General features: G+C 37.2%; 20 protein-coding genes. 8 read left to right on the top strand and 12 right to left on the bottom strand.

The annotated features are described in order from the left end of the window. Nucleotides 1-109 precede the first annotated feature (109 nt). The 3 genes from GAB14E_RS05795 to ygjK all read left to right on the top strand — a co-directional run bounded on the left by GAB14E_RS05795 (nucleotide 110) and on the right by ygjK (nucleotide 4,561). On the top strand, nucleotides 110-514 hold the full coding sequence (locus GAB14E_RS05795; protein ID WP_033083549.1) for a BlaI/MecI/CopY family transcriptional regulator: 405 nt from the start codon (nucleotides 110-112) through the stop codon (nucleotides 512-514). Next, nucleotides 507-1,850 carry a M56 family metallopeptidase gene (locus tag GAB14E_RS05800; protein ID WP_033083548.1) on the top strand — a complete coding sequence of 448 codons (1,344 nt, stop codon included), beginning with the start codon at nucleotides 507-509 and terminating at the stop codon, nucleotides 1,848-1,850. The genes GAB14E_RS05795 and GAB14E_RS05800 overlap by 8 nt, the downstream gene beginning before the upstream one ends. Nucleotides 1,851-2,095: 245 nt before the next feature. Next, nucleotides 2,096-4,561, top strand: a complete 2,466-nt coding sequence (gene ygjK / locus GAB14E_RS05805) for an alpha-glucosidase (RefSeq protein WP_033083547.1) — start codon at nucleotides 2,096-2,098, stop codon at nucleotides 4,559-4,561. A 118-nt stretch (nucleotides 4,562-4,679) separates the two neighbouring features. Here the strand turns inward: ygjK and GAB14E_RS05810 are convergent, their stop codons facing one another. Next, entirely contained in the window at nucleotides 4,680-5,657 is a 978-nt protein-coding gene (locus GAB14E_RS05810) for a zinc-dependent alcohol dehydrogenase family protein (RefSeq protein ID WP_033083546.1), read from the bottom strand. Between the two features lie 234 nt (nucleotides 5,658-5,891). Here GAB14E_RS05810 and GAB14E_RS05815 point away from each other — a divergent pair, with 234 nt between their 5' ends. Together GAB14E_RS05815 and GAB14E_RS05820 are read left to right on the top strand one after the other, a co-directional pair. After that, nucleotides 5,892-6,800, top strand: a complete 909-nt coding sequence (locus tag GAB14E_RS05815) for a LysR family transcriptional regulator (RefSeq protein ID WP_033083545.1) — start codon at nucleotides 5,892-5,894, stop codon at nucleotides 6,798-6,800. 95 nt (nucleotides 6,801-6,895) lie between these two features. Then, on the top strand, nucleotides 6,896-7,453 hold the full coding sequence (locus GAB14E_RS05820) for a class I SAM-dependent methyltransferase (protein ID WP_331386602.1): 558 nt from the start codon (nucleotides 6,896-6,898) through the stop codon (nucleotides 7,451-7,453). Nucleotides 7,454-7,746: 293 nt separating this feature from the next. Here GAB14E_RS05820 and GAB14E_RS05825 read toward each other — a convergent pair whose 3' ends face one another. After that, complete coding sequence (locus tag GAB14E_RS05825; protein ID WP_033083544.1) at nucleotides 7,747-8,262, bottom strand: YgjV family protein; 516 nt, start codon at nucleotides 8,260-8,262, stop codon at nucleotides 7,747-7,749. 70 nt (nucleotides 8,263-8,332) lie between these two features. After that, entirely contained in the window at nucleotides 8,333-8,929 is a 597-nt protein-coding gene (locus GAB14E_RS05830) for a Crp/Fnr family transcriptional regulator (protein ID WP_033083543.1), read from the bottom strand. Between the two features lie 458 nt (nucleotides 8,930-9,387). On the opposite strand from GAB14E_RS05830, the gene GAB14E_RS05835 reads away from it, so the two are divergent. Beyond that, nucleotides 9,388-10,014 (top strand): hypothetical protein, encoded by a 627-nt coding sequence (locus tag GAB14E_RS05835; RefSeq protein WP_033083542.1) that lies wholly within the window; start codon nucleotides 9,388-9,390, stop codon nucleotides 10,012-10,014. A 47-nt stretch (nucleotides 10,015-10,061) separates the two neighbouring features. Here the strand turns inward: GAB14E_RS05835 and GAB14E_RS05840 are convergent, their stop codons facing one another. Continuing rightward, entirely contained in the window at nucleotides 10,062-10,637 is a 576-nt protein-coding gene (locus GAB14E_RS05840) for a DNA-J related domain-containing protein (protein WP_033083541.1), read from the bottom strand. 394 nt (nucleotides 10,638-11,031) lie between these two features. On the opposite strand from GAB14E_RS05840, the gene GAB14E_RS25570 reads away from it, so the two are divergent. Both GAB14E_RS25570 and GAB14E_RS05845 read left to right on the top strand, forming a co-directional pair. Continuing rightward, on the top strand, nucleotides 11,032-11,154 hold the full coding sequence (locus GAB14E_RS25570; protein ID WP_269429126.1) for a hypothetical protein: 123 nt from the start codon (nucleotides 11,032-11,034) through the stop codon (nucleotides 11,152-11,154). A gap of 547 nt (nucleotides 11,155-11,701) precedes the next feature. Further along, nucleotides 11,702-12,910, top strand: a complete 1,209-nt coding sequence (locus tag GAB14E_RS05845; RefSeq protein WP_033083540.1) for a serine hydrolase domain-containing protein — start codon at nucleotides 11,702-11,704, stop codon at nucleotides 12,908-12,910. Between the two features lie 559 nt (nucleotides 12,911-13,469). On the opposite strand, the gene GAB14E_RS05850 is transcribed toward GAB14E_RS05845, so the two are convergent. The 8 genes from GAB14E_RS05850 to GAB14E_RS25370 all read right to left on the bottom strand — a co-directional run. Continuing rightward, nucleotides 13,470-13,700, bottom strand: a complete 231-nt coding sequence (locus tag GAB14E_RS05850; protein ID WP_033083539.1) for a glutaredoxin family protein — start codon at nucleotides 13,698-13,700, stop codon at nucleotides 13,470-13,472. A gap of 372 nt (nucleotides 13,701-14,072) precedes the next feature. Then, the gene (locus GAB14E_RS05855) at nucleotides 14,073-14,411 is read right to left on the bottom strand and encodes a hypothetical protein (RefSeq protein ID WP_033083538.1); all 339 of its coding nucleotides are present in this window, start codon (nucleotides 14,409-14,411) and stop codon (nucleotides 14,073-14,075) included. A gap of 303 nt (nucleotides 14,412-14,714) precedes the next feature. Next, nucleotides 14,715-15,902, bottom strand: a complete 1,188-nt coding sequence (locus tag GAB14E_RS05860) for a DUF3500 domain-containing protein (protein WP_033083537.1) — start codon at nucleotides 15,900-15,902, stop codon at nucleotides 14,715-14,717. A gap of 104 nt (nucleotides 15,903-16,006) precedes the next feature. After that, nucleotides 16,007-16,885, bottom strand: coding sequence for a TolB family protein (locus tag GAB14E_RS05865; RefSeq protein WP_033083536.1), 879 nt, complete (start codon nucleotides 16,883-16,885; stop codon nucleotides 16,007-16,009). 219 nt (nucleotides 16,886-17,104) lie between these two features. Beyond that, the gene (locus GAB14E_RS05870) at nucleotides 17,105-17,980 is read right to left on the bottom strand and encodes a TolB-like translocation protein (protein WP_033083597.1); all 876 of its coding nucleotides are present in this window, start codon (nucleotides 17,978-17,980) and stop codon (nucleotides 17,105-17,107) included. Nucleotides 17,981-18,271: 291 nt separating this feature from the next. Further along, nucleotides 18,272-19,057, bottom strand: a complete 786-nt coding sequence (locus GAB14E_RS24265) for an AraC family transcriptional regulator (RefSeq protein WP_052093915.1) — start codon at nucleotides 19,055-19,057, stop codon at nucleotides 18,272-18,274. 388 nt (nucleotides 19,058-19,445) lie between these two features. Continuing rightward, entirely contained in the window at nucleotides 19,446-20,051 is a 606-nt protein-coding gene (locus GAB14E_RS0123295) for a porin family protein (RefSeq protein WP_052093913.1), read from the bottom strand. A 488-nt stretch (nucleotides 20,052-20,539) separates the two neighbouring features. After that, nucleotides 20,540-20,784: hypothetical protein (locus GAB14E_RS25370; protein ID WP_033083535.1), on the bottom strand; the 245-nt coding region annotated here is incomplete at its 5' end.

The raw sequence follows: 20,784 nt of genomic DNA, 5'->3' as shown, positions 1-20,784 counted from the left end.
AAAATAACAATTGACAGTTAAGATTACAAATGTAATCTTAACTCATCGATTACGTTTGTAATAGTTAATATTACCTAGAATCAAAACCTAGAAAAAACTTGGAAATGAGATGACTGAAATCAGTAATGCCGAATTTGAAGTATTAGAAGCCTTGTGGCAAAACCACCCTGCTAGCGCGAACGATATAATTACCAAACTTAATGAAAATACCAATGCAACAGGTATCGAAAGTCAGGATAAGCAATGGCATGATAAAACGGTAAAAACATTGCTAAACCGTCTAGTAAAAAAGCAAGCTATAAGTTTTGAAAAACAGCAACGTCATTATTTATATTCCCCCTTGTTAGAGCGCGAAGCCTACACATTAAAAGAAAGTAAAAGCTTAGTAGCGCGTATGTTTAGCGGTAAGTTAGCGCCTTTGGTAGCTGGTTTTGCCAAACAAAATGAGCTTAATAAAGACGATATAAGCGCGCTAAAATCATTGATTTCTGATTGGGAGAAAAATAATGATTAGCGCCTTAGTTAATTTATTGCTGCCACTAACCGTTTTGTTATCGTTAATGCTGCTTATCCGCAAGCCGTTAAGAAAAAGTATTGATGCCAATACGGTTTATAATTTATGGCTGGTTATTCCATTGAGTTTAGTGCTTTATTCATTGCCCTTTCCTTGGCAACACTTAAGCTGGTTAAACATAAGTGAACTAACAGCTATTGAATCTCAATATGGCTTAATGCAGCGTTACTTAGTGACACCAAGCCAGAGTATAAATCAGCACTTATCAATAGATAAGCTGTTAGGTTTATGGCTCAGCAGCACATGGGCCTTAGGTTTCACCTTACTTATAAGTTACTGGGCTATAACGCAATTCAACTATCGCAAAGCGTTAAAATTAGAATTCTTAGCTGATAATAAACATCAACAACAAATAACCGAAAGTGGCATAACAAAGTTAGTACTTGCACAAAGCAGTCATATTCATAGCCCAATGCTTATCGGATTATTCAAACAAGTTTTAGTTATTCCTGAGGACTTTGAAACACTTTATACCCCTGAACAGCAACAGCTGATTATCAGTCATGAAATGTGTCACTTCTCTCAGCACCATATGTGGACGAATCAGCTAGCGCTTATGCTCTTAGCACTATTCTGGTTCAATCCGCTAGCTTGGCGTGCTTATGCGGCATTTCGTCAAGATCAAGAGCATTCCTGTGACCAAGTTGTTTTGGCGCGAAAGCATACCCAATCCAGGATCCAATACTGTAAAGCACTGGTACTAGCGGCAGAAACAGCTCCACCTAACGCTTTTACCTTACTTAGTTTTATGAATAGTTTTAAGCAAAACGGAGAACAACACTTTATGTTTAATCGAATAGAACAAATAAAACAGATGTCAAAAGGATTTTCAACAAAGAGCACCATCACTAAAGTCGCTAAACTAAGCTTAGTTACTCTAATATCAAGTTCATTACTGGCTGGCGTTAGTTATGCTGGTCATCAATTACATCAAGATGAAGGTAGCAAGGTTACAACTAAAAAAGTTGTTCTTGGTTTATCCCCTACCCATAGAATAGAGCCTAAGTATCCTATTGCAGCAGCTAAAGCGGGCACCGAAGGCTCTGTAGTATTAAAGTTTGATGTAGAAGCCGATGGCTCAGTAAGTCATGTAGAAGTGGTTATTGCTAAACCAGCTTATGTCTTTGATAAAAGCGCTGTTACGGCATTAAAACAGTGGAAATATAAAGAAAGCGATAAGATTAATAAAAACTTATTGGTGCAATTAGACTATCTGATGGGCCCATCATCAGAAAAACTAGAATCACTGATTGAGCGTATCGAGGTAAGTCATTAAAGCTAAGTGATTGATACGCGAAAAATGTTCAACCTGTAAGGCTTCCTCTGCCTTGCAGGTTTTCTTTATATTTTTTATTGTCCCCTTAAATTTTCCATTTCACTTATCTCTATTAGACCCCTCACCTCTCAAAAAAGCAAAAGGTATACAATATACTCTTATTGCTTCATAGTTATGCCATCAAACTGCGAAATAATACTTGCTCATTAAAAATCTAATACCAAGTTCAACTAAGAAGAAGCTCAATGCCATTATTTAGAAATACATCGTTAGCATTAACACTTATATCCCTCATGTCATTGTTATTTCCATCCCCTAGCTTAGCAACGACAAGTAATACCAGCGATGTCATCGACAGAGCGGGTACACCAACACAGCATAAAGAATACGATAAATACCAAAACCAACGCTTTAACCCATTGTTTGATTTAGGCGCTTGGCACGGTTTTTTATTGCCTGAGCAGAAAAACAATTATGCCGCCTTTACTGGCCCTATGGTTATCGCCGAAGAATACAGCTTATTTATTGCTGAAAAATTAGAGCAATTAACCCTAACTGATTTAGCCAATAAAAAAGTATTAGACTTCTCACAGGCAAAAATCAGCCGAACTTCTAAGCCAGGTGAGTTACAGCAAAGTTTTGTTTTTAAACAATTAACACTTGAGCTTAATTTACACTTTATTAGCGACCGAACAGCGGTTATTGAAACAAAAATTATAAATAATACCAGTGACAAGCTTGCTTTAGCACTGACTTGGCAAGGTGAGTTACTGTCAAAATGGGATGATAAAAAAACAATTAAACAAGCCCTACCACAGTGGCAAAGAAGTTTAACAGCCAATACTAACGGTCTAACTTTTCATTTTAGCGAAGTGCGTAATACCTGGAATATTATGACCAGCAAGACTGCGCAATATCAAATTAGCCGCTCACTACCCACTAAAACAACGATCAAACAAAAACAGCATAGTTACCAGAGCACAGCCACAATCAATATTGCTAAAAATAGCAGTAGCAGTATTTTTAGCACACAAAGTTATTTCCATAATCAAAGCGAAGCAGATGCTGAGCAAGCTTTTATCAAAACAGCTTTAGAAAACCCTCAAGCAAAAATATTAGCAACAAAGCGCCGCTGGCAACAGTACCTAGACAAGGCTATGGCGGTAGGCAAGCGCAGTCCCGCACAAGATAAAGTCGCCATAAAAGCCGTTGAAACCCTTAATGGTAATTGGCGTAGCCCCGCGGGTAATTTAAGCCATGACGGCGTTACCCCGTCAGTTACCGCCCGTTGGTTTAATGGCGTTTGGGCATGGGACAGTTGGAAACATGCTTATGCCATGGCGCACTTTAATAGCAACATCGCCAAAGAAAATGTTCGTGCAATGTTTGCTTATCAAATTCAAAAAGATGATGCCATCAGGCCACAAGATGAAGGTATGGTCATTGACGCCATATTTTACAACAAAGACAAAACCCGCGGTGGTGATGGCGGTAATTGGAATGAAAGAAACACTAAACCACCACTGGCAAGTTGGGCGGTATGGGAGATATATAAAGCGACAAAAGATGTTAGCTTTATCGAAGAAATGTTACCTAAATTACAGCGTTATCATCAATGGTGGTATCGCAACAGAGATCATAACAAAAACGGTTTAGTTGAATATGGTGCCACTAAACATAGGTACCATAATAACCAACAAGGCGATATCAGCTTTAAAGTGCGTTACTTAACTAAACCGAATAACTCTGCTATTGATTTAAAGGCCTGCAAAAGTGCAGATGAAGATTGGTATCTTTGTACAGGCATTAGCCTTTACCAAAACATTATCGCCCGCAGCGATTACGATGATATTGATATTGGCGCTCAACATGGTGCTGGTTGGGAGTCAGGCATGGATAATGCCGCAAGATTCGGTTTTATCAATGCCGAGCAATTAGCAGATTACGCTAAGGAAAAATATCAAGGTGATCGAATAAAAGCCCGTGAAGACTGGCAAGTGATGTTCTATCAAAACACTAATAACGCCGGTGATTTACTGGGGTTCTCAATCAATCAAGAATCGGTTGAGCTAAATACCTATCTTGCTCATGAAAAAACATTATTGGCCAATATGGCAGAGCTACTGCAACAGAAAAAACTCGCAGAAAGTTACCGGCATGAAGCTAAAGCATTGGCAAAACGTATTAATCAATGTTTCTTCGATGAAGAGAGTGGCTTTTACTATGACCGCAGTTTTACCGTCACTAATATGAAGAGTGACAAAATCGATAAAAATGGCTGCGTAGGTACTTTGTTAACGGCACGTGGTAGAGGACCAGAAGGTTGGAGTCCATTATGGGCAAAAATTGCCGACGAGGATAAAGCTGAACGAGTCAAAAACGTTATGTTAAAAAGTAACGAATTTAATACCACGATTCCGCTTGGCACCGCGGCCTTAACAAATCCTGCTTATGATGCTGATATATACTGGCGTGGCCGTGTTTGGTTAGACCAAGTTTATTTTGGCTTAATCGCCCTTGATAATTATGGTTATCATCAAGAAGCTAAAACCTTAGCAGAGAAGTTATTTAATAATGCCGAAGGTTTGAATGAAAATGGCACCATTAGAGAAAACTACAATCCTGAAACCGGTGCTGTACAAGGCGCTACCAATTTTAGTTGGAGTGCTGCACACCTATTGATGCTCTACCGAGAATTTTTGGCTGAATAAATGGCATAAATATTTAACCCTTTGTTTGATAAAAATAGAAAAGGTACTAATGAATCATTAGTACCTTTTCTTAAAATTAAGCTGAATCTAATTCAGTTTAATTTAGTCCTGTAGAAAATTATGCTGTAAGTGTGATTTTTCCTACCGCCTTACCCGATGCCATGTGGTCATGAGCTTTGGCAACGTCCCAAATGGAAAAGTCACTTTTATCAATAATAGGTGTGATTTTCCCTGCATCTACCAAGGTTGCGATTTCAGTAAGGATACGGCCATGTGATTCATGGTTAATGCCGTGACATAATGGAATAAGCATCAAAATACTGTGGAATGACAAACTTTTAAGGGCTATTTGCAAAGGATCGGCAATAGGCAAAATTGTTGCAACATGACCATTGAACTTAGCTGCCTCAAAGGATTTTTCAATGTTATCGCCGGCAACCGTATCGAAAACTTTGTCAAAGCCAACACCAGTAGTAAAAGCTTGCACGTAGTCGGCAACTGACTCTGCTTTATAATCAACTAAGTTATCAGCGCCTAACGTTTTTGCTAGTGCTTCGTTAGCTGATGAATAAGTTGCAGTGACCTTGGCGCCCAATACTTTCGCTAACTGAATCGCAATATGACCAACGCCGCCAGTCGCGCCATGAATAAGTACCATGTCACCTGTCTGCACATTCATTTTTCCTACCAGCGCTTCATAAGCAGTGATCGCCACTAATGGCAGAGCGGCAGCTTGTTTCATGGTTAATTTTTTAGGTTTTTTAGCCATCAAACGGGCATCAACCAACATAAATTCAGCTAAAGCACCGTCAACACCGTTAATACCACCAGCCATGCCATAAACTTCATCACCGACGTTAAAATCAGTAACACCTTCCCCTATTTCACTAACAATACCGGCAACATCACCGTGCAAAATTTCCGGTAAATTTACCGACCAAGGCAGCTCAATTGAACGTAACATAGTATCAATTGGATTTACGCTTGTTGCTTTCACTGCGACTATCATATGGCCCGATTTAACGATTGGTATTGCTTTTTCAACAAGTTGAAAAACGTCTGTGCTGCCTATTTCTTTAATGATCATTGCTTTCATATATTTCTCTCTGTAGCTGTAATTTATTTATGTACTTTCTAAGGTAATCAACTTGCTTGCTCGTTTAAGTGCGGCCATATTATGCCTTGCCAACAAGACAAACCATTACCCAACTGACAAATCACTTTTGCTTTTAAAGCAACGCAAAGTTAAAGTAATGAACAATAAGAGTAAGTGTCTAAGAGTCCTTATTTAACAGGCCTTGTTTAAGAGCCAACACTGAGAGGAATAATGATGAGTTCATTAAATCGATTACTGTATTTTAACTGTGTGGTGGAAACTGGCAGTATTTCAGAGGCGAGTCGAATATTTGATGTCCAACCCTCCTCTATTTCAAGGCAATTGGCAGTACTTGAGCAGGAACTTGGTGTACGTTTATTAAATAAAACTACTCGAAATACAGGCTTAACTGAAGCGGGTCAAAAGTATTATGAGTATTCTCAGCGCATTGTATCTGAGTTTGATGAGGCTAAAAAAGCAGTTAATGACCTACACGAAAAACCGAAAGGAAAACTAAAAATAAGCATGACTGTAGGTTTTGGTGAAAGCATTGTGCTGCCATTAATGCCAAAATTTATGTTGCTGTATCCAGATATTGATATCAAACTAGAATTAACTGAGCGCGTGGTTGACCTTGTTGAAGAAAATATAGATGTTGCTATTCGCAGCGGACGTTTAGTTGATTCCACTATGATAGCCAAACACTTATCTCTCAATAACTTTTTCCTCTGCGCTAGTCCGCAATATTTAGCAAACAAAGGCACACCACAGAGCCCTGAAGAGCTAATAGATCATCAATGTATTCGCTACAGTTATTCTCGTTGGCAAGATTGGTATTTAATGGCTAAACAAAGAACAAAATTAGCCATTAAAAATACTATTTCTGTTAACTCGGTGAATGGTCAAAAACAGCTAGTTTTAAATGGTGGTGGGCTAACGTTAATGCCGCTCTGGGCTGTTAGAAAAGAGCTAAAAGATGGCTCATTGGTTCACGTTATGCCGAAATATACTTTTAGCCCTTATGAAGAGCTCAGCTCGACCTATGCCATTTATTTAAAGCGAGAAATGGTATCGGTTAAAACCCGAGTTTTCTTAGATTTTCTGCTAGAAAATATAGTTGAAACAGAGTTGAAACAGAGTTGAAAACATAATTAAAAAAACAATTGAAAAAATAATAGAAAATACAGGTGAAATAGTGTCTATTCTGAAAACTAACCTTTCCCGTTGGAGAATTTCCTTTGCTTACATTTGATATCTTTTTAACCCTATTTTTTGCGCTAATAGTGTCAGCCGTAACAGTATCTATTATCTATACCACTGTAAGTTTAGGCATATCCCCAATGCCAAGCTCTAATAAAGCTTATCTAGCAATGATGCAACTAGCCGATGAAACTGGCTCTGGCACCATAATTGACCTGGGTAGTGGCTGGGGCAACTTTGTTATACGTATTGCCAAACGATATCCTCATCGGCAAATTATCGGGTATGAACTATCTTACCTGCCTTGGCTAATATCAAACTTAATTAAGAAGTTTTTAGGCTTAAAAAACCTTACCCTACATCGACAGAACTTCTATCAAATAGACCTATCTTCAGCCTCGGTATTAGTGTGTTATTTATTTCCACACGCGATGGCAAAAATCAGCGATAAACTACAACAAGAACAAGCAGGTGTGGATTACCTTATAAGCAATAATTTCGCCCTACCGTCATTCCAAGCGAGTAAAACCATACAACTCGATGACTTCTATAAGTCCCCAGTGTATTTATATAAAATTGCTAAGATAAAAACTTAAAATACAATGTTAAAAAATGGCACTTTCAGGCATTACCTTGGAATGTAAGTATCATACTGCGATCATCGTTGGTTGAGGTGTCCAGCTGTTCAGGTTTTGTATCAATAACGCCACGTTAAACGGCAGTCCTCGCTATCCAGAAATCAGATTGACTGATACTTTACCAAGTAAAGTATCTATTCACTGAGATGGAGTTCGGAGTCTTTAAGTTGGCTCTAACCACATTTATTTAAAATCTCCTCAAAAGCACGTTTTTTGCCATCAGTCGCCAGTAGCTAGTTCATATTAAGATTCTAATTACTTGTTAATGATTTTCGCGCAGGTCTTACATAAAATCGGTAATAACCAACTATATTACTACTAATAAATAAAGCTTCCATAACGACCGCCGCAGGAGAGTTAACAATAAAATTATGCAATAACCAAAAACTTGTTCCAATAATCATTAGTTGCCTTAATGTTTTATCATTTTTACTAAAAGAAGCAACCGTTTGAAATACGGAGCCCGTAAAGCATAGAAAGCTAATAACTCCCATAAAAGTAAATATAAACACTATTAATGAGCAAAATATAAAAACTAACATTACACACTTTGAAGTTGTAAAAATACTAACGAAATATCTGGTGGTTGCAATCAACATTAACCCTGCAGCAGGCCATTGCTCGAGCAAGATAAAATGACTAAAAATTAAAGTACCTGCGACACATAAGCAGCTAACTATTTGTTTGCGTTTCTTAAATTGAAATGACGCTAAATCAAAAAATATAGCTACCAGAATTAGTAGCTGTGACAAAATAAACACTGACAATGTAGTTTCCTCATAAAACGGGTTTGAATTATGAGTGATTATGTAATTTAATAGGCCTCAAGGAATTAACTTAAGTTAAGTTTTTAAACTCTTTAGATGTTTTTTTAATCCTACTTTTTATTCTAGACAAGCTAATGGGACTTATACCAATATAAGCCGATAATTGAACATCGTTAAGTCTGCCTAACCATATTGGAGAATATTTAACCATATGAAGATACCTCTCCTCAGGGTTTTTCAGAAGTAGAAAAACCTCTTTTTCTTCCTTATAGAGAAGTTGTTGCTTCAACAAATTTAATTTGGCTGACTGCCAACCTTTAGAGTTTAATATCTCTAAAGGTATGCGTATAACTTTCGATGGTTTTAGCGTATCAATCTGATAATTTGCAGGCGAATTAGTTAACCAAGCAGAGTACAAAAAACTCATTTCTCCTTGAAAATAGTATTCTTTGCAACGCTCACTACCAATATCGGAAAAATAACAAGCCCTCAGAACTCCTGAAATAATTAAATATCCGTATAGCTGAGACTCACCTTGATGCAAAAGCACTTGCGAAGATTCAAGTTCCATAAGTTTTAATTTGGAGCCAGCCTTTTCAATAGTTTCAGTTTCAACATCGAGATTTTTAAAAAACTTAAAGAAAAAATTAAATGTTTGGGAGTGCATAAAGAGTTACCACAAAAATATTAAAGCTAGTTTAACATCTGAGAATAAATTATGAATATGATGTTACCTTGTGTCAGTTGTTCGGTCTAAGGATACATTGATTTTTTCAATATCTTAGGTCAACAATGAGTATGCCAAAGCCGTTTCGATATTTTTGAGATATTAATTTTCTAAAGTTAAACTCAAAGAGCTGTAGCTGCCACAAATTGGTCCATTTTTGTGAACCAAATCCATCTCAACTAACTGGATGTTTAAATACGTCAACGGACACTACTCTCCTTGTATATTTAATGTTTACTTTCGGACTGTATACCTAAAAGTAGAAACTAAAAGCTGTGTGATTGATTTATAGCAATGAATCCAAAAATTAGTATTGATTTTCTTTTATCCAGTATTGACTAACCTCCCATCAAAGTCTCTAATATGTCGCAGTAAAATAACAATATAAAAGGTGTCGTATGGCTATTCACAATATCACTGATAGCGCATTACTAGTAAAGAAGTCACGAAGAACAATTCAGCGATACATAGCTAACGGAAAGCTAACAATGGTAGCTAATACCTTAGGCAAACCACAAATTGATACTACTGAATTAATACGTGTTTTTGGTGCATTATCTAAGGTGTCGTTAAAGAAAATAGATAAAAAGTCACAGCATGTCACAGTGAAGTCATCTAAAAAAAACAACATCATTAAATTAACACATGATGAACTTGAAGATATCATTACACGCGCTGTAGAAAAAGCATTAAGTAAAGCAATACCGCTACTGGTTGAACATAAGAAAACAGCACCAATACCTGCAGTAATACCTGCTGTAATGCCTGAACCAATTACATCAATGGCTTCCGTAGCTCATACAACAAGAAAACCAGCCCTCCCCACAAATAGGCCGTTCATTGCTAAAAAGAAAGAACGTAAAAATGGTTATGCTGCTGCTTTTGGCCTGCCTAATGTTATTACCGAGGTTATTCATTTACAGATAATGAAGTTACATGGTGAGGGCTTAACATCACGAGAGATTGAAAAAGAGGTTAATATTAGTCAGACATCAATACAACGGACAATAAACGTTAGTACCTAAGCAGAACTCTGGATAAGGGGTAAGAATTAAGAGATAAGAAATAAACATCAAGTTCTATGGTAACTGTATCTTAAAATCTCATAGGCTGCTCGGGTTTCGATAAAGTCATCTGCACAACCGCCTTTATCAGGATGACTAATAATAATTTTCTTTTGGTAAGCCTGACGTATCTCAAGCCAATCCACACCTTGATCGAGCCCAAGAGTAGTCAGAGCAGCATCAATATCATCTACAGCGCGATATCTTTGCCAAAAGCTAGAAAAGAGTGTCTCAACCTCTTCAACAGTGATGTTATTCAAATTAGACCAGTCCAAGTAGTAGTGAGCCAGATCAGTGTCGCGCGTGGTTAGTGTATTTTTAGCTCCTGCACAATTCGGAATCAAACAGATTTCTAATGGAAAAATAGTAAGTAAAAATCCCTCTGTTTGAATATCACGTTGAATTTGATAAAGCGCATTCATAACAAAAAAATTCTTTTGGAAAATGACTACCTGAGCATCAACATCCTTTAAAATAAGCGAACGAAAGTCTTGCTGACAAAGAGCCACTAAATCAACCAGCGAACAAGAGCTGTTCTGCTTTCTTAAATACCCCAGTATTGAAATAATCAACGGGTTGATCATTGCTTTCGGCTCCCTTACAAATTACGGCTAACACAAAACAGTCAACCTACACAGTATAGCTACGGTTAAAAGAATACCTGCTATTAGCTTTTCAACTCAGAAAAATTTCAGAAAACACCACATTGCAGACATTAGCTAAAAGCCCCATGGAGCCTTTTTAAAAGCGTACAATCACGCCGACAAAAGTACCTTAAAATTCAAGTTCGGTAAATAAAGAGTCTAAATTTTCAAATTCCATTTTCACGACCCTATATCCTAAGCTCAGGTTTAAACCCACTCTACGATTATCAACTAAATCATAACTTAGGCCAACTTGATAGTCATAAAGTGAATGGTCATCTATTAATAAAAATCACCCTGAGCAAATGCACTTAGACCCGTCAATGGCAAACTAATGTTAGTGGTAACATACACCATCGACTCAAATTCGTTAGTTTTACCTGTGGTATCAAGCTTGGTACGTGAAATGCGTACATTAGGTAGCAAAGGATCAGGGTGTACAACGGCAATAAAGTAGTTACTTTGCTGTTCTTTTTTTAAATTAACATCAATTAGAGTGTTTTTTCACCAAAAACACCACTTACTTCTCTTTGCCAAATTTGGCCGCCCAGATATAAACCAACCGTATTATTTGCTTGTGGGGTAAGGATAATTTTTACCATTTAAACTCAAGACACAAAGCCGACCTAGTTTAGACTCCTATTTATCACAGTAAATAGTCCGCTTCGCCACCATAGCCGGCGTTCAATGTTCACTTGTAACGATCACTTTGTTGCACACAAGACACTTACATCAACGTTTTTACCCTATATTTTCTAATCAATCACTTTTATCATATTACTTAGAAGCCCCCATAATAACCGTTATATGCATCTAATAAGTTGATTATTACCGTCAGAAAAAAATCATCTAAAAGTCATGAGGACGTCAGGTGTTTTGAAACCAAATTGGTTAAATTGACCGCTAATTCAATCACATTCAAACGAATGTTAAATAATTCGTTGATTTCAAAATAAAGATAAATAGCACAATTAATTGTTTTATACCTAGAGGATAGGATACCTATGAGCATCAATTTAAGTTTCAAAATTTTACTCTCCGTCGTTTTTTTAAGCGGATTTTCCGTTGCCGCCGCTGGAAAAATCGTCGGAGGAAATAATGACCTAGCACCAGAGGCCACAGCCGCCGATGCCAAGATCTCAGTGCGGGACCTTCCCTATCTGGAAAAAGCCTTTATCGATACAACACCAGCGGATAGAAAAGACGCTGTTCAAGTGGGTGAATTGGGTGTAGATGGCGGCAATAGTGACATGATTGTCAAGCTTGCCGAGGAAATAGCCGAAAGTAAACACAGTCCCTACGACAGTCTGCTTATCACCTACAAGGGCAAGTTATTGTTTGAATCTTATTACCGACGCGGCCGCGTCAACCTACCACACGGCCAAGCATCAGCCGTTAAAGCCTACACCAGCTTGATACTGGGTCGCGCTATTCAGTTGGGCTATCTGACAATGGCCGATCTAAACAAGCCTTTAGTCAGCTTTCTTAAGGACTTAGAGCCAACAAAGTTTGTTAAGGGCGTAGAAAAAATCACCCTCCATAAGGCTTTGACCATGCACGGTGGGCTTCGCATCAGTGAAGCACAGAACAAAGAATTAAAGACGGCTTCTAGCAAGCTAAAAGGCCAAGGGTTCGTCCAATCCCTTCTTGAGCATAGTAAACCTATTACCTCAGACTCTCAGATCTATAAATATGGCAACTACAACCCAGGTTTGGTGATGCAAGTGATTGACGCCGTTGTGCCTGGTTCCGCTCAGGAATTCATCAAGAAAGAACTTCTCGACAAAATGGGGATTGTAAATTATCACTGGAAGGATCATACAGTGAGTGGTCTGCCCGAATCAGGTTGGCGCGTGAGAATGACATCGAGGGATATGGTTAAGTTAGGCAGCTTGCTCCTCAATAAAGGAAAATGGCAAGGCGATCAGCTTATTTCAGCAGATTATTTAGCTAAGGCCACAAGTAGCATTACTACGCCTACTGGATATGATTGGATGCCCAAAAATTATTTTTATGGCTACTTTTTTTATCAAACGGATATAACAATCGGGGATAAAAGCTACAGTGCCAGTTGGGCTTGGGGTGGTGGTGGACAATTCATTATTACGGTTGAAGAGCTTGACTTAAGTATTGTGATTACTGGCCATGATAGGGATGAAGAAGTCTTTTTGAGCAAGGTTTATAAAAGAATTCTACCGGCTTTTTCCAAATAAAGTCACAACAACATGTAAGCTAAGTACATAATAAGTTACAGAATGTTCCCCCGGCAAAAAAAACGCTGGGCTGGAGGCTGTTAAAGTTGCCAGAACGAGCCCATACTTGTATAGAATAGTCCGGTTCAACAAAATATATAACAATCAAATATTGCGGAGCGCCTTACGCTTCGCGTCAGTCATTCGCAAATTTGGACGTTATCGACACAAAATCTAACCCATTAATTGTAATAGCTAATGTCTATTTTGTGGTGATTGTGATCATTCAGAGACAACAAACCACTGGCGGCTTTGAGTTTTCAAGAGGCATGAACTACCAATCCAGATTGACTATCCCCAACTGGCGAGTGAGCCAGCATAGTTGCCATAAAGGTTTTTAATCAAAGCAGCAGCGCTCACACCACATGCTGACGAAGCAAACATATGAACTATCTAGTGAAAGCTGAGTAACAATACTTGTGCTGATTGATAAATTATGGAGTTATAATGCTAATCGGCTGATTATATGATGCTCTGTGCCCATTGGTTGCTCAATGTTCTAATTAGATAATTCTACCTCCTAATCAGCGGCATAGAGTTTCTTGAAATTTTCTATATTCCAACCAATCATTACTTCATTACCAATTTTAAGAGCAGGTACTGACCGAGCCCCTATAGCGTCAAGTTCTTTTCTACCGCGCTGCATTTTCGCATTTGTTAATCTGTATTTAATGCCATTATCATCCAAGTATTTTTGAGCTTCACGGCAATGGGAGCATTTATCTGAAATATATAATACAACGCGTTTCATCACTAACCTTTACAGAACTGTTAAAGACTAACTATTTTACTGAACTATCAAAAAAATACAAAGATGAATTAGCTGAACTATCGATTCTATACAAAAGAATTAAGCTACTTTAGTAAACCTATGGGGCCAAAGCATTTGAAGTAGCCGTTTTAGCTTTGATTTAATAGTTTAAGGTTATAGGTACCAACGGCAACAATGAGCTTGAAGCGGAGGTTAGGGAAAATGACTTGAAACTTCCGCTTTGCGGCATGATCAATACATGACAGCATTTACCACAAAACGGTCATTAGCTATAACCGAATAAAACAGATTCAGATTAGTTTTTGTATCGATAACGTCAAGCCAAGCTGGCGCGTCTAGCTAGGTTTTCCTCTATTCAACAAATTCTAGTGATTTAACGTAGCAAAAACCTTCATCATTTTTTAATGCATTATCAACTACTAGCTTAACTTGTTTTCCGGAAACTTTAGCTGCTAGAGCCAAAGAATACACCCTATTACCAGAGGCGCTAGTTTGAATTTTAGCTATTACCAAGCCAGAGGAAACAGGACAGTTACCAGCGCTAGTGAAATTATAAACTGCAATATAATCTCGATTATCTCCACCTGGGATAGAAACAAGCCTAACAATATTACCCGTTCCAGTATATTGAGTGGCACTAGCGAATACAGAGATCATAGAGAGTAAAATTACTGAAATTACACGAATCATTATTTATCCTTGATTAATATGAAAATCTAACAACTAATTAAGAGCCAATAAAGTAGCTGGTTAAATATGCGACGAAGGAACAAAAAAAAACTGTTTTTTCCGTTCGTAAACATCTTATTATGGAAATTTCTCAGTAATATAACACAACTAATTCATTAGATGATATATGGCAAACAATTTAAGGTTAATGTCAGCAAAGCGCACCAAGAGGCCTTTAACAAAAGAGCTACTTCACAGCACAAAGCAGACATAAAATCAGATAGTAGTTCCAATGCTCATATCAAAATAACAATGAACATGACACTAATGCTTATGAGTTGATAAATGTTGATTTAGTAAATCCTTCCCATAGTCATTACCATTTGGTGTTCGTACTATTACGTGAATATGTTGTCGAGTTGGTTTGCCTGATTCTTCATTTGGGTTACCCACTGGGCGCTGGTGATCGAACTCAATTAAAAGCACTGGACTGTGTATGCGATAATAAAAAACTGAATGATTATCCGTTCCACCAATCCAAGAGAAATAGGTGTTATCTAAGTGCTCTATTACCTCTTTCATACGTATTTGTGCATGTTCTTTACGTATATTATTAACAAATAATTTAATGAGTTCAATGAGCTTTTCTTTTTGGACAGGGTTAAAATCTTTAACCTTAATTCCTGAGTACTCTAATACTAAGTTGTCTTTATTCGCTTCAGCTTTGATGTCTACACGGTTTTTTTCTCGTTCGATTATAGCAAGTTTTTGCTGTTCTTTATTAAGAGATTGGAGTAAGAGTAGACCTTTATCCTGTTCTTCCTGAAGTACTGAATTTCCAATATACTTTCCTGATGTAGTAACCGATGGTTCAGCCCCTAAAAACATTGGAGTAACAACAACCTGATCTCCAAGAATGAAATAATTAATGACTAAATGATGTCCATCTAGTTGCCAACCCCAGGGTTCGGTTTTTGACGGAGTACCCATAATAGTAATGAAATACTTTTCTTCTCCGTAGCTTAGTTTATCATTATTCAGTTCTCTGAGTGTCTGATCAGTTTTCATAATATCTTTACTTAACTTTACACCTTCAGCACTCAGTGAGGTTTGTAAAAGTTTCCAAGCCTTCTTTTTTTGTTCTTTAGTCATTTCTTCAAAACTAATTCCCTGACGAACATATATTCCATTGTCAACATTTGACCATTTTCTCCATTCGGGATCATCAACAGAAAATTGAGTTCTCAATTTTTGTATTGGAGTTAAAGCCTTTAAAAAATCTGTGCCTGCGTCAATAATAGTTTGGGTGGATACTCCAGTTGATTTTACTGGAAATAAACCATGCTGTTTTCCTAGTTTTGATGAAATACCGACAAATTTTTCGGCTAAGGCAGATAGTTCATTATTAGTGAACCACTTTTTTACTGCTAATGTCTGATTACTATATTCTGTTTGTGAATATACTGTCGATTGAAGTCCTATCATTGCAATTAAAACGAAAATTATTTTCATAAATGCCTCTATTTTCACACTGGGATATACCGCCCGCAGAAAGCACGATTCCCTTTACCGTACTCCTTTCTGCGATTGTTTTATGCTTCACTATTTGGATCTGGCTAAGGCTTAAACACAGCATCTCTACCTCTGATAATTTTCCTTAATGAAGAACCATCTTTATTCATAATATACATATCCCATCCTGTATCCGCGTGGTGTGAAAATAATATTTCGGAACTGTCAGGAGACCAGGATGGGAGCCAATCATCAACATCACTAAATGTTAATCGTTTTTGATTAGAACCATCTATATCCATCACATAAATTTCATGATTTCCATCTCTTTTAGACATAAAAGTGATTTGCTTGCCATCAGGAGAAACTTCAGGATGCCAGTCTTCAGCTTCATTATCTGTCAAATGGATAGTGTTGTTACCATCACTATCGGCGATGCTTATCTCATTTTTTTTATCTTTGTGTTCTGAAGCAAAGACGATTCTCCCATTTGGAGTAAAATGAGGGTTACTCCCTTTCAGTGATTCTATTTGAGTCTTTTCGCTACCATCTGAATTCATCATCCAAATTTCAGCATGCCAAACGCCTTCCGAATCCTTATATTCTCTTGCAAAAGCAATTTTTTTTCCATCTGGAGTCCATGCAGGAACACTATCCCATTTATTTTTTTCATGAGTTAATCGTTTCCAATTCGTACCATCACTATTCATTGTATGAATAGACCAAGTATTTCCGTCATCATGATATTTTCGAGAAGCAAGTTTTTTTCCGTCAGGCGACCAAGCTAAGTAATCACCTGTCACATTTGGAATTTCAATACTTGATTGACCTTCTCTATCAGTTAAATAAATTTTTGTGCCCGCCGCACTAACAGCAATTGTATGGGGGCGATCGAGCACTGGAGGGTCATCTTGGGTATGACTTGTGCAACCTATCACCGACAGAGAAAGTAACAGGTATATTGAAAAGCAAATAGATTTCATGAGTTTTCCTTGTTTTGAAATAAACGAATTATTTAACTTCGCTTAAATGTGATTGATCAAGCGGTCAATTTAACCAAACCGGCTTCAAAAGACCTGACGTCCTTATGACTTTTAGATGACTTTTTTTCTAACGGCGATAAACGACTTATTAGGTACATATAACGCCCGTAGAAGGCGCGCTGTCTTTTGGCGTCGCTCATGCTGCAATTGATATATGGATTATAGTTTGGGCCTGAGCGTTTCAATAATTTGTGCGTCCACCCAGTTGATATTTACCTCTTCGTTTCCGCTTTTTGTCCGCAAACTGAAAAAGATAAATTTTCCATCGGGTGACAAACTTGGATTTTTTTCAGAGTGCGCGGTATTGATCTTGTCACCCAAGTTGATCGCAGGGCCCCATGAGCCATCTGCCGCTCGAAAGCTGATATAGAGGTCTGATCTGCCATAGCCTCCTTCTCTTACGCTATCAAAGATAATGTAGCTTTCATCCGCTGCAATAAAGGGGTGGGCATTGTATCTGCCGATGCCAAACTGCGGGCCCAGTGACTTCGGCTGCTCATATTTGCCGTTTATCAAACGCGAATAGCGAATAGGGGTATCCATTGTTTTTGGGGTAAAAGTATCAAAATAATAAGTGCCGTTGGAAGAAGCCGAAAGCCTCATAATGTCGATATCATCGAAAGGTGCGCCGTGTTTTTTTGGCTCCGACCAACCGTCGCTGGTGCGCTTAATATAGCTATTATTTAAATAGATGGTCTCGCCACCGGGAGAGATGGATGGCGCGCTCACTCCCTGTTTAACAATAGATTGCTGCCATTGATTGTTCTTATACTCAACGACATTCAAGGAATAAACTTCTTTTTCATCACGCCTGACGAAATAAAAGGTATTCATATCCGCTCCGAACATGCCCTGAATTTCAATAAATTCCTCTGTATTAACAATACCGGGTGCAAAAATCTCAGGTGTTGAGCCGGGTGGTGTTTGACCGAGATAGGGGCCATCTGGGATGGGAACGTCATCTTGGGCATAACTACCGCAACTCATTACCGACAGAGAAAGTAACAGAGATATTGAAGAGAAAATAGATTTCATAAATTTTTCCATATTTTGTATTAAACGAGTTATTGAGCGTTGCCAAATATTGAGAATACGCAATATCATCTTCACACCTATCTTTTATTGAAATAATGTCAGATGTAAAAATTTAGGGAGTCAGCCAAGTAGCTTTGTCCAAAACATTGGTCTTCTGGTTCTAAAATCTTTTTATAACATAGCTTTGCATAGTAACTAATACTAACAACAGCAAGTAAAAAGGAGACTTAGAAAATTCATTGGTTTCCCTCAAAAATGATCATCAGGACTAATTTAGTGCCAGTATTGCATTTAGTCTTGTAAAATCTTGACACTCTTTTTATAGATACCTGGCGTAACGCCAACGTACTTGACAAAAGAATGAGTGAAATGACTTTGGTCGTAAAAACCTGAATCAATTGCGATATCGGTAATATTTGAGCTTGAATCAAATAGCTGTTTTGCGTTTTCAATTCTTGCTGCAATTAAGTACTCTGAAGGGGAAAGTCCAATTTTTTTCTTAAAGTTTTTTTGCAGAGTAAATTTATTTATTTTGAATTTTTTTTCAAGACTATCTAGCGTAATTGACTCTTTGTAGTGTTGAGACAAATAACAAATAATCTCGTCAAAATTAGCGTGAATGGGGCGGAGGTAATTTGAATATGCGTTGTCATGCGCAATCTCAAGAAAGAGCTTTTTTAATATTTCAAAAATATAAAATTCATTGATTTCAGATGTATTATCGACATAGGTAATAAAGTAAGGAAAATTTAATAGCAATGAATAATCAATATTAAGGGTGTTGGTGACATTTTTTATTACATCATCGTTTAAATAAACAGCTTTGTAGCGCCACAAGCTGTTCTTGTTTCCCCAATGTTTATGAATAGAATTTGGTGGGATAAGCAAAACGGCGTTTTTGCTTAGCAAGAAAGACTCATTTGCAAATGAAATATTTTCACTGCCATATTCAATAAAAGCTAGACTCCAATTTTCATGGAAATGAAAAGGAAAAATCTTGTCTATAAATGTAGCTGATTTAATTTCAATCCCGTCAAGTATCTGCGACTTTTCTATTTTAATTTGGTTTAGAATCATAAACCGAGCTTATCCTAATTAAAGCATTGACATTTAAATACTCAGTTATCATCACTCGCTAATACCTTTTTAATAAAGAAAATAAGTGTAACAAATTATTTGCATTTTTTACCCCCGTAAAATAGGAGGCTAATGTGTAAGTAGACTTTTACAATGAAGAAGCAAAGTGCAATTGCAATTGCACTAAGGCCAAATATGAAATTGTAGTGGTCAAGTGATTCTGCTCACTCATTTAGAGTCATATTGTTCATTTTTCTAGAGCGCGGTGGCCCCAAAGCACCATAGAACTAATAGCAACTTTACCACATTGGAGACATTAGCTATTACAGCTAATTGTAATAGTTAGATTAGATTTTGTATTGATAACGTCTTGTTAGTTTCGCTTAAGTTAAAAGAATAAAACTGCAGATAAACTAAGGGAATTAGCATCATCATATTTTCCATAACCAAGACCAGCTGAAATTTGATCTGTAAAATGATACATTGCCGAAATATTAAAACCAGTATCAGATTCATCAGCAATATCTACATAACTAAGCGAACCACTTAACTCAATATGTTCTGAAACTAAAGAACGAATACCTGCTTGTAAAACAAAACCGTTTTCACTTCCATTTAGTCCAAACGGTCTACCGTAAATAGACATTTTGTTTTCTATATTTTGGTATGAAAAAACACCAAACAAGTCTATTTTGCTGGAGATCGCATGACGATAACCAAGACCAACAGACAATGTATTTAAATCTAAATCTACAGCTGCGATGCTGCTTGATTTATCATCATCATTATCACCAGATACAGAAGAATAGCTTCCGGTTATGAATAAATCTTCACCAATCAATTTTGTTCCAGAAACACCAAAGCCAGTTAACTTAAATATATCTATATCCACAGATTGATATGATAATGAAGCGCTATCCCAGCGAACTGATTCTGCAGCTTGAACAAAACCAATGGATAACAATAAGACTGATGCTAATACTACTTTTTTCATTTTAATCTCCATGCCCTGTGAAATTATCGCTAGAATCGTGGGCAGCGAAACGTAGCCAACTGTAACTATTATCTTTTATTTTTGTGGTTGTTTTTAACAAAATTGAATATTACTGAGAATTTTCAGTAACATCATAAAATCATTAGAAAATCTATGGCAAATATACTTGTGGTGAATGTCTCTTTTGCGCACCAACTTGTCATTAAGATATTTTGAAATATTGAATTTCTAAAATAAAACATAAAGTGTACGTACCGGACTGCTCAAAGGGCAGTAGCTACCACAGAGCAGACATTAGCTATTACAGCTAATTGGACAGGTTGGATTAGATTTTGTATCGATAACGCCTCATTAAGAGGCTAAAAACATTTGGTTAAAATAAGCGACGAAGGAGCAAATACCAACTGTTATTTGTCCTTTTGAACGACTTATAGCTTTAGTACTAGGCATATTTGAAAATATAAGATAATCGATAATTTATTTCCGTTTTATATTGTTTTAACCATTTCCAGACTACTGCTAATATTCTGAACTGTGCAGCTTGAGTCGCTTGCCGATACTCTAAATGTAATGCTTTTAGATGACATTTGAGAAGAAAGGAGTGCTGAATACATTTCTTTGGTCCCTTCGTGAGCATGATAACCAACAAGCTTCCAGCCAGTTTCTGCACCTTCAAGTGAATTAAACTTGACTAAAACCGTAGTTTTTTGAATTTGTAAATGTTTCACAGAAT

This window comes from Colwellia psychrerythraea, assembly GCF_000764185.1.
GTDB classification, from domain to species: Bacteria; Pseudomonadota; Gammaproteobacteria; order Enterobacterales; family Alteromonadaceae; genus Colwellia; species Colwellia psychrerythraea_B.
Note: the sequence above shows the minus strand (reverse complement) of the source record. Positions and strands in the feature narration are given on the sequence as shown.